This is a genomic window from Streptomyces sp. FH025, from assembly GCF_017427025.1.
Classification (GTDB): Bacteria; Actinomycetota; Actinomycetes; order Streptomycetales; family Streptomycetaceae; genus Kitasatospora.
On record NZ_JAFLNG010000302.1, the window covers coordinates 1 to 8957 of the forward strand.

Below are 8957 nucleotides of genomic sequence, written 5' to 3' on the forward strand. Positions count from 1 at the left end.
CCGGTGGATTTCACGGGGTAGCGCCAGAGTCGCTCGACCACTCCGATGATCTCAGCCATGGCCGGACAGCGTAGTGGCGCTACCGGGGGATGGTCTAGACCAAGTCCCGTGCGCCGCTGGACGACGGGCTCAGCCCAGCCGGGCCACCGCCCGTACCGGAGCGCCGTCCGCCGCCACCAGCCGCAGCGGGAACAGCGAGACCTCCACCGGCCGACCGGCCTCCTGCGCCTCCAGCAGCGCCCGCAGGTCGGTCAGGTTCTCGGCGATCACCCCGCCGCCGGGCGCCCCCAGCAGCACCCGGTGCGCGGCCAGGGTCGGCTCCTCGGCGGCCTGGTCGTGCTCGTCGGTGAGGTCGGCGAGCAGCGCGGCCACCGCCGGGTCGCCCGGACCGGGGTCGGGGGTGGGGTCGACGCTCAGCGCGTCCACGCCGACCGTCCGAACCCCGGCGGCGACGATCGCCTCGGCGGCGGCCGGGGTCAGCGCCGGGTGGGCGAGGTAGGCCTCGGTGCCCCAGTGCCGGACCCAGCCGGTGGCCAGCAGCAGGACGGAACCCTCGCCGCAGCGCTCCAGCGCGGGCGCCAGCAGCTCGGGGGTGACGGCCGCCCGGGGCTCCAGCCCGCGCAGGTCGGCCACCACGGCCGGGCCGGTGAACCGCTCCAGCGGCAGCCCGTCCAGCGTGGGCCAGGTGACGTCCACGTGGTACGGCGCGTCCACGTGCGTCCCGGACTGCGAGCCGAGGTGCAGGGCCAGCACGTTCACCCCCGCGGTGGCGGTGGTGAGCGCGGGCTCCAGCAGGACGGCCGGATCGCCGGGGTAGACCGGCATCGCGGTGGTCACCTGATGGGTGAGGTCGACGAGGGTCGCTGCCATGCGCCCATCCTCCCAGGGACGGCCGGGCCGGTGGGTGCGGGTGAACGAACGGGGTGAAGCCGGATAGAAATGCCCCATGGGAACTGCGAAGCGTCAGCCGTGGGTGGTCGGGGTCTCGGGAGCGTCGGGGACGCCGTACGCGGCCTCGGTGATCCGGGCGCTGCTCGCCGCCGGTGAGGCGGTGGACCTGATCGTCAGCCGGGCCGCCCGGCTCACCATCCTGGACGAGACCGGCATCTCCTTCCGGGACGCCCACTGGCGCACCGACCTGGCCGCCTGGCTCGGCACCGACGAGGGCCTGGACGACGTCCGCTACTGGCCCGCCGGGGACTTCGCGGCCGGCCCGTCCAGCGGTTCGTACCCCGCCAAGGGCATGCTGGTGGTCCCCGCGACCACCGGCGCGGTGGCCGGCATCGCGCTCGGCCTGAGCAAGGACCTGCTCCAGCGGGTGGCCAGTGTCACCCTCAAGGAGCGCCGCCCGCTGGTGGTGTGCGTGCGCGAGACACCACTCAACGGGGTGACGTTGAAGCACTTGGTGGAGCTCGACGCGCAGGGGGCGGTCGTGCTGCCCGCCTCGCCCGGTTTCTACGCCGGCGGCTCCACCGTGCGCGAACTCGTGGATTTCGTGGCCGGCCGGGTGCTGGACGCGGTCGGTGTGCCGCATTCCCTGTACCTGCGCTGGGAAGGGGAGTTGGGGGCGGCCGCCCGCAGGAACGGCAGCGGCGACGCCGCACCGGCTGAGGGGGAGTAAGGAGACCGAAGGCGGGAGAGTATCTTCTCTGCGATATCCGGGTCGTTCAGCGCATGGCGCCTTTGAATCCGGATAATGATCTGTGGGTCTGGTGAGGTTCGGAAGGACGCGGACGGTATATGGACACGGTGGACAGACAGCTCATCCAGGCGCTCCGGGAGAACGGCCGCGCGTCCTACGCCGAGCTGGGCCGGCTGGTCGGACTCTCCGGCCCGAGCGTCACGGACCGGATCAACCGCCTGGAGCAGGCGGGGGTGATCACCGGCTACCGGGCCACGGTCAACCCGGCCTCGCTCGGCTTCGGCGTCACGGCCCTGATCGGCCTTCAGCTCACCGACGCGGCCGACCACGAGGACGTCGCGTTCCGGCTGAAGGACCTCAACGAGGTCGAGGACTGCTGGTTCATCGCGGGCGACGACTCCTACATGCTCAAGGTCCGGGTGGCCGACGTGGCCGGCCTGGAGTCGGTGGTCAAGCGGATCTCGGGCACGAAGGGCGTGGCCCGGACCCGCACCACTGTCGTACTCTCCACGAAGTGGGAGAACCGGGTGAGCGAACTCCCTCCCGTAGGAGAGTGATCGAGATGGCACTGGTCGGTCTGGAGGAGCTGCGCGCCGCTCGGCAGCGGATCGCCGGGGTCGCCGTGCGCACCCCGCTGGTCCCCGCCCCCTGGGCGGCCGAGGGTGAACGGCGGCTCTGGCTGAAGCCCGAGAACCTCCAGCCGACCGGGGCCTTCAAGACCCGCGGCGCGTACAACCGGCTGGCCGCGCTCACCGAGGACGAGCGCTCCCGCGGCGTGGTCGCCCAGTCCAGCGGCAACCACGCGCAGGCGGTGGCGTACGCGGCGCAGCTGCTCGGCATCAAGGCCGTGATCGTGATGCCGGACACCTCGCCCGCGGTGAAGGTGGCGGCCACCCGCTCCTACGGCGCAGAGGTGGTGCTGGTCGCGCCGGCGGAGCGGGACGCCCTGCCCGGCGAGCTGGCCGAGAAGCACGGCTACGTCTGGGTGCCGCCGTACGACGATCCGTACATCATCGCGGGTCAGGGCACGGTCGGTCTGGAGATCGCCGAGGACGCCCCCGTCGAGCTGGACACCGTCCTGGTGCCGGTCAGCGGCGGCGGCCTGATCGGCGGGACGGCGGCCGCGCTCAAGCTCACCCGCCCGGGCATCCGGGTGATCGGCGTGGAGCCCGAGCTCGCCGCCGACGCGCAGGCCAGCCTGCGCTCCGGCCGCCGGGTGGAGTGGCCGGTGGAGGACACCTACCGCACCGTCGCGGACGGGCTGCGCACCCCCTCGCTCGGCGTGCTGCCGTACGAGCACGTCACCGCCTACGTGGACGACATCGTCACCGTCACCGAGGACGAGATCCGCGCCACCGTCGCCCTGCTCGCCCGCCGCGGCCGGCTGGTCGCCGAGCCCTCGGGCGCGGTCGCCCCGGCCGCGTACTTCCACCGCGCCGCCGAGACCGGGGGCCAGGCGGTGGCGGCCGTGGTCAGCGGTGGCAACATCGAACCCGCACTGCTCGCGGAGCTGCTGTCGGCATAGGCGTACGCTCGTTCCGGCAAGGAATCGAATGTCGGAGGAGGCGGGTCACCGCATGGACGCAGGGCTCAAGCGCGAGCTGGAGGCGAAGGTCTACGCGGGTGAGCGGCTGACCCGCGAGGACGGGATCGCGCTCTACGAGAGCGACGACCTGGCCTGGCTGGGCGGGCTGGCCCACCACGTGCGGACGCGGAAGAACGGTGACGTCGTCCACTTCAACGTCAACCGCCACCTCAACATGACCAACGTGTGCAGCGCGTCCTGCGCGTACTGCTCGTTCCAGCGCAAGCCGGGCGAGAAGGACGCCTACACGATGCGCATCGAGGAGGCCGTCCGCCTCGCCAAGGCGATGGAGAGCGAGTCCCTCACCGAGCTGCACATCGTCAACGGCCTGCACCCGACCCTGCCGTGGCGCTACTACCCGCGCTCGCTGCGGGAGCTCAAGGCGGCCCTGCCGAACGTCTCGCTGAAGGCCTTCACCGCCACCGAGATCCACTGGTTCGAGAAGATCAGCGGCCTGTCGGCCGACGAGATCCTGGACGAGCTGATCGACGCCGGCCTGGAGTCGCTGACCGGCGGCGGCGCGGAGATCTTCGACTGGGAGGTCCGCCAGCACATCGTCGACCACGACACCCACTGGGAGGACTGGTCGCGGATCCACCGCCTGGCCCACAGCAAGGGCCTCAAGACGCCCTGCACCATGCTGTACGGCCACATCGAGGAGCCCCGCCACCGCGTGGACCACGTGCTGCGGCTGCGCGAGCTGCAGGACGAGACCGGCGGCTTCCAGGTCTTCATCCCGCTGCGCTACCAGCACGACTTCCACGACTCCAAGGACGGCGTCGTGCGCAACAAGTTGATGGCCCGCACCGAGATGGCCACCGGAGCCGAGGCGCTGAAGACCTTCGCGGTCTCCCGGCTGCTCTTCGACAACGTCCCGCACGTCAAGGTCTTCTGGGTGATGCACGGCGTCACCACCGCCCAGCTGGCGCTCAGCCACGGCGCCGACGACATGGACGGCTCGGTGGTCGAGTACAAGATCACCCACGACGCGGACAACTTCGGCACCCCGAACAAGCTCGGCCGCGACGACCTGCTCGGCCTGATCCGGGACGCCGGCTTCCGCCCGGTCGAGCGCAACACCCGCTACGAGGTCATCCGCGAGTACGAGGGCCCGGACCTGACGCGCCGCGAGACCCCGCAGGCGATGCGCCTCTGACCTGCGAACTCACCGCCGCCCGGACCGCACCGCGGTCCGGGCGGCGGTGTCTTCACGGCTCCCGCACGCGACCCGGGTTTACCAACGGGTGCGGCGTTTGGCAGGATCGACGGCATGTCCGGTTCTCATCGCGCCACCGACTACCCGCCGTACCAGCCGATGCCCGAGCCGGGCTCCCTGACGCCGCAGCAGTACTACTACGGCGAGCAGCAGCAGCCGTACGAGTCCTACGCGCAGACCCCTGACGGGTACTACGAGGCGTACGAGCAGCAGTTCCAGCCCTACGCGCCGGAGCCCGCGGACGAGTCCCTCTACGCGCCCGTCCACGAGCCCGCCTACGAGCCCGCCTACGAGCAGCCCGCCTACGAGGCGGAGCCCGCGCCGCTCGCGTCCGTCGTGCCCGCCCCGGCGCCGGTGACGGGTTCCCGGACGGCCGCCCGGGTCAACCGGCGCAAGGCGAAGAAGAAACGTCACGGCAAGGCCGTGATGGCCGGTACCGCGCTACTGATCACGGCCGCCGCCGGCTGGTACACCGTCGGCCAGGACGGCGCCAAGCCCGGCCTCGCCGCCGCCGACGGCCCCGGGCCGGAGGGCGTCAGCAAGCCGGACCAGCCCGCACCCGCCCAGGGCGCCGTCCAGGCCGCCGCCGACCGGCGGTCCGAGGCCCCGGCCGCCGACCGCAGCCAGACCCGCGCGGACGGCTCGCTCGCCGCGATACCCGGCCTCGGTGCCTCCTTCACCGCGAGGATCCCCGCCGAGACCACCCAGGTCGTCGTCGCCTCCGGCCAGGGCAAGGACACCGACCGCAACACCGTCACCCTCTGGACCCGCACCCCCGAGGGCCGCTGGCTGGCCGGTGAGACCTGGCAGGGCCACAACGGCAAGAACGGCTGGACCACCGACCACAACGAGGGCGACCTGCGCAGCCCGATCGGCGTCTTCTCCCTCACCGACGCCGGCGGCCGCAAGAGCGACCCGGGCAGCAAGCTCCCGTACGCCAAGGACGCGAGCTTCGTCGTCTCCGGCACGGGCTTCTTCGGCGACCAGCTGGCCGGCTCCTTCGACTACGTGGTCGCGATCAACTACAACCGCGTCCCCGGCAACTCCCCGCTCGACACGCGCCGCCCGATGGGCTCGAAGAAGGGCGGCGGCATCTGGCTCCACGTCGACCACGACGGCCCCACCCACGGCTGCGTGTCGATCCCCGAGGACAAGATGGCCCAGCTGATCCGTACCCTGGACCCGGCCGCCCACCCGGTGATCGTGATGGGCGACACGACCTCGCTGGCCGCCTGACCTCGGAGGACGTGCGACCCAGGCGCCCCAAGCGCCCTTGTCGATCTCCTACAGATCACCGCTGCGGATCCTGTAGCCGGTCATGCCCCGCTGACCAGTGGGTAACCCGGTTCCATGGCAGTATGAGCGGTTCGCGCATTGTGGCACTCGGCCACTACCAGCCCCCCAAGGTCCTCACCAACGACGACCTGGCGGCGATCGTCGACACCGATGACGAGTGGATCCGCACCCGGGTGGGCATCCGCACCCGGCACATCGCCGAGGGCGAGACCCTGGTCGACCTCGCCACCGAGGCCGCCCAGAAGGCGCTCGCCAGGAGCGGCCGGACGGCGGCGGAGATCGACCTGGTCGTGGTCGCCACCTGCACCGCGATCGAACGCAGTCCCAACACCGCCGCGGCCGTCGCCGCCCGGCTCGGGGTGCGCTCGCCCGCCGCGTACGACATCAACACCGTCTGCTCCGGCTTCTCGTACGCCCTGGCCACCGCCGACCACGCGATCCGGGCCGGCGCGGCGCGGCGCGCGCTGGTGATCGGCGCCGAGCGGATGTCCGACACGCTCGACTGGACCGACCGCTCCACCTGCGTGATCTTCGGCGACGGCGCGGGAGCCGCCGTGGTCGAGGCCCAGGAGGAGGGCGCCGAGCCCGGGATCGGGCCGGTGGTCTGGGGCTCCGAGCCGGAGCGGGGCGACGCCGTGGTGATCACCGGCTGGGACCCGGTGATCAGCCAGCAGGGTCAGTCCGTCTTCCGCTGGGCCACCACCCAGCTCGCCCCGCTCGCCCGGAAGGCCTGCGAGCGGGCCGGGATCGACCCCTCCGAGCTCAAGGGCTTCGTCCCGCACCAGGCCAACCTGCGGATCATCGACGCGATCGCCGGCAAGCTCGGCCTCGGCGACGACGCGGTGGTGGCCCGGGACGTGGTCGACTCCGGCAACACCTCGGCCGCCTCGATCCCGCTGGCCCTCTCCAAGCTGGTCGAGCGCGGCGAGCTCTCCCCGGGAGACCCGGTCCTGCTCTTCGGCTTCGGCGGCGGCCTGGCCTACGCCGGGCAGGTCGTGCGCTGCCCGTAGGCGCCCCTGCGGACGGCTCCGCGAAAAGGTTTCACCAAGAGGTTTCACCGAACGACGACATGCCGGTGGGCGGGCACCCGTGAGGGGTGACCGCCCACCGGCATGTCTGGCGCGCTGGCGGAACGTCGGCGGACCTCCCCCGAGGACACGGCCGCCGTCCGTCGTTCCCCGGACAGGAGGCCGGGGCTGCGCGCGGAGCGGATGGTGGGATCGAACGGATGGTCCTACTTGGGCGCCTTCTTGCCGGTGACGCCCAGGTACACCAGGGGAGCGAGGTTGGGCTTGAGGTCCTTGACCTTGACGCCCCAGGAAGTGAAGGCCTTCTGGTGCTCGGCCGCCGATGCGAGCAGCGAGACCAGGGCCCCGGCGACGGCGTTCGGGTCGAGCGACTTGTCGGCCTGACCCTTCGCCTGGAGTTCCTTGACGGCCTCAGCGAGCGGCTTGGCGACCGCGTTGAGGACGGTCATGCGGATCTTGAAGAACCGCTTGTCCCCTTCGGCGGCACCGAGCGTGACCACTCGGAGAATGGCGTCGTTCTTGCGCCAGAAGGCGAGGAATCCGTCGACCAGTTCTTCCGAAGTGGTCGGTCCGGACTTCCCTGCCCAGGACTTTCCGGCCACCAGCTCTTTGAGGGTGTCGGCGTCCTTGGCCATTTCCTCGGCGATTTCGAGGACCGCGCCCTCGACATCCGGGAAGTACTGGTAGAAGGTCGCGGGGGAGGTACCCGCCATACGGGCGACGTCGATGACCTTGACGTCCCGATAGGGCGACGTGCTGAGCATCTCGCGGAGGCAATCGAGCAGCTTCTGCCGCGTCTCCTGTCCGCGTCGCCCGGCGACGCGACCGTCGACGGTGCGAACTTGTCCTGTCATGCCGTCAGCTTACCGTGGCACGATCTTGGCGCGATTCGGTGATGCGACTATTACTCCGCACGGGGGGTTGCTATAGCGGCATGAACCGCTTCGGACGGATATTCACCGGGCTCCGAACCCCCTGTTGAAGCCCCCCCGTGTGCTTTTGACCCCATAGCGTGACGGCGGGTCCGCTGAGGGGTGGTCGGGTGACAGAGAGTGACGGTCCGTGATGGCCGGAGACCGCCCCGCGAGTGGACGGTCCGTCCCGTCGCGGGCAAGCGGCGGCCGGAGCGGGCGTCAGAATCCGGCCGATCCGGCACCGCCGGCCGGCGGCCGGGCGGTGGCCGTCTCCGAGTGGGGGAGGTTGGAGATGCGCCGGGCGGCATTGGAGAATCGGGACCGGCACCACGCGGCGGGTGCGGACAACGGGGAGGTGGCAGCGGAGTGGACCAGCTGACGGCGCACGATCCGAGGCGGATCGGGCCCTTCGAGGTGCTGGGGCGGCTCGGCGCGGGTGGGATGGGGCTGGTCTACCTGGCGCGGTCCGCGTCCGGGCGGCGGGTGGCCATCAAGACCGTCCGGGGGGAGCTGGCCGAGGACGAGCTGTTCCGGGTCCGCTTCGCCCGGGAGATCGCGGCCGCCAAGACCGTCGGCGGCTTCTACACCGCGGCCGTGGTGGACGCCGACGCGGACGCCCGGGTGCCCTGGCTGGCCACCGCGTACATCCCGGCGCCCTCGCTGGAGGACCTGGTCGAGGACTGCGGCCCGCTGCCGGTGGACGCCACCCGCTGGCTGGTCGCCGGCATCGCCGAGGCCCTCCAGTCCATCCACGCGGCCGGGCTGGTCCACCGCGACCTCAAGCCCTCCAACGTCCTGGTGGTCGAGGACGGCCCGAAGGTGATCGACTTCGGCATCGCGGCCGGGGTCTCCAGCACCCGGCTGACCATGACCAACGTCGCGGTCGGCACCCCCGCCTACATGTCCCCGGAGCAGGCCCGCGACAGCCGTACCGTCCGGGGCGCCAGCGACGTCTTCTCGCTCGGCTCGCTGATGGTCTTCTGCGCCACCGGACACCCGCCCTACCGGGGCTCCAACCCGGTCGAGACGGTGTTCCAGCTGCTGCGCGAGGAACCGGACCTCACCGGCATGCCGCGCGAGCTGATGGACCTGGTCCGCGCCTGCATGCAGCAGGCGCCCGAGCGGCGGCCCACCCCCGCGCAGATCCAGGCCGAGCTGGCCCCGCACCTGTTCTCCCGGGACGACGCCTCCGGCGAGGCGGGCGACTGGCTGCCCGCCAACGCGCTGGAGCTCATCGAGCGCAAGCGCGGCCGCCGGCCGAGCGCGCCGCCGCCCC

General features: G+C 71.8%; 9 protein-coding genes. 7 read left to right on the forward strand and 2 right to left on the reverse strand.

All coding sequences use genetic code 11. The annotated features are described in order from the left end of the window. Positions 1-129: 129 nt before the first annotated feature. Positions 130-870, reverse strand: coding sequence for a cyclase family protein (locus J0670_RS21225; RefSeq protein WP_207813227.1), 741 nt, complete (start codon positions 868-870; stop codon positions 130-132). 76 nt (positions 871-946) lie between these two features. On the opposite strand from J0670_RS21225, the gene J0670_RS21230 reads away from it, so the two are divergent. The 6 genes from J0670_RS21230 (at position 947) to J0670_RS21255 (ending at position 6749) form a co-directional block, all read left to right on the forward strand. Then, positions 947-1621, forward strand: a complete 675-nt coding sequence (locus J0670_RS21230; protein ID WP_207813228.1) for a UbiX family flavin prenyltransferase — start codon at positions 947-949, stop codon at positions 1619-1621. 119 nt (positions 1622-1740) lie between these two features. Continuing rightward, the gene (locus tag J0670_RS21235; protein ID WP_030055719.1) at positions 1741-2199 is read left to right on the forward strand and encodes an Lrp/AsnC family transcriptional regulator; all 459 of its coding nucleotides are present in this window, start codon (positions 1741-1743) and stop codon (positions 2197-2199) included. Positions 2200-2204: 5 nt separating this feature from the next. After that, positions 2205-3167, forward strand: a complete 963-nt coding sequence (locus J0670_RS21240) for a threonine/serine dehydratase (protein WP_207813229.1) — start codon at positions 2205-2207, stop codon at positions 3165-3167. A gap of 52 nt (positions 3168-3219) precedes the next feature. Beyond that, complete coding sequence (gene mqnE / locus J0670_RS21245; RefSeq protein ID WP_196947564.1) at positions 3220-4383, forward strand: aminofutalosine synthase MqnE; 1164 nt, start codon at positions 3220-3222, stop codon at positions 4381-4383. A gap of 114 nt (positions 4384-4497) precedes the next feature. After that, the gene (locus tag J0670_RS21250; RefSeq protein ID WP_307806627.1) at positions 4498-5679 is read left to right on the forward strand and encodes a L,D-transpeptidase family protein; all 1182 of its coding nucleotides are present in this window, start codon (positions 4498-4500) and stop codon (positions 5677-5679) included. Positions 5680-5801: 122 nt separating this feature from the next. After that, complete coding sequence (locus tag J0670_RS21255; RefSeq protein ID WP_207813230.1) at positions 5802-6749, forward strand: beta-ketoacyl-ACP synthase III; 948 nt, start codon at positions 5802-5804, stop codon at positions 6747-6749. Between the two features lie 224 nt (positions 6750-6973). Here the strand turns inward: J0670_RS21255 and J0670_RS21260 are convergent, their stop codons facing one another. Next, positions 6974-7621, reverse strand: coding sequence for a TetR family transcriptional regulator (locus tag J0670_RS21260; RefSeq protein WP_031063307.1), 648 nt, complete (start codon positions 7619-7621; stop codon positions 6974-6976). A 426-nt stretch (positions 7622-8047) separates the two neighbouring features. Here J0670_RS21260 and J0670_RS21265 point away from each other — a divergent pair. Beyond that, positions 8048-8957 (forward strand): serine/threonine-protein kinase (locus tag J0670_RS21265; protein WP_207813231.1); only part of this gene is annotated, 910 nt, incomplete at its 3' end.

Bases quoted from the DNA above. Each gene is read 5' to 3' on its own strand.
- J0670_RS21225 (WP_207813227.1), bottom strand. From the start codon at position 870: ATGGCAGCGACCCTCGTCGACCTCACCCATCAGGTGACCACCGCGATG.
- J0670_RS21230 (WP_207813228.1), top strand. From the start codon at position 947: ATGGGAACTGCGAAGCGTCAGCCGTGGGTGGTCGGGGTCTCGGGAGCG.
- J0670_RS21235 (WP_030055719.1), top strand. From the start codon at position 1,741: ATGGACACGGTGGACAGACAGCTCATCCAGGCGCTCCGGGAGAACGGC.
- J0670_RS21240 (WP_207813229.1), top strand. From the start codon at position 2,205: ATGGCACTGGTCGGTCTGGAGGAGCTGCGCGCCGCTCGGCAGCGGATC.
- mqnE (WP_196947564.1), top strand. From the start codon at position 3,220: ATGGACGCAGGGCTCAAGCGCGAGCTGGAGGCGAAGGTCTACGCGGGT.
- J0670_RS21250 (WP_307806627.1), top strand. From the start codon at position 4,498: ATGTCCGGTTCTCATCGCGCCACCGACTACCCGCCGTACCAGCCGATG.
- J0670_RS21255 (WP_207813230.1), top strand. From the start codon at position 5,802: ATGAGCGGTTCGCGCATTGTGGCACTCGGCCACTACCAGCCCCCCAAG.
- J0670_RS21260 (WP_031063307.1), bottom strand. From the start codon at position 7,621: ATGACAGGACAAGTTCGCACCGTCGACGGTCGCGTCGCCGGGCGACGC.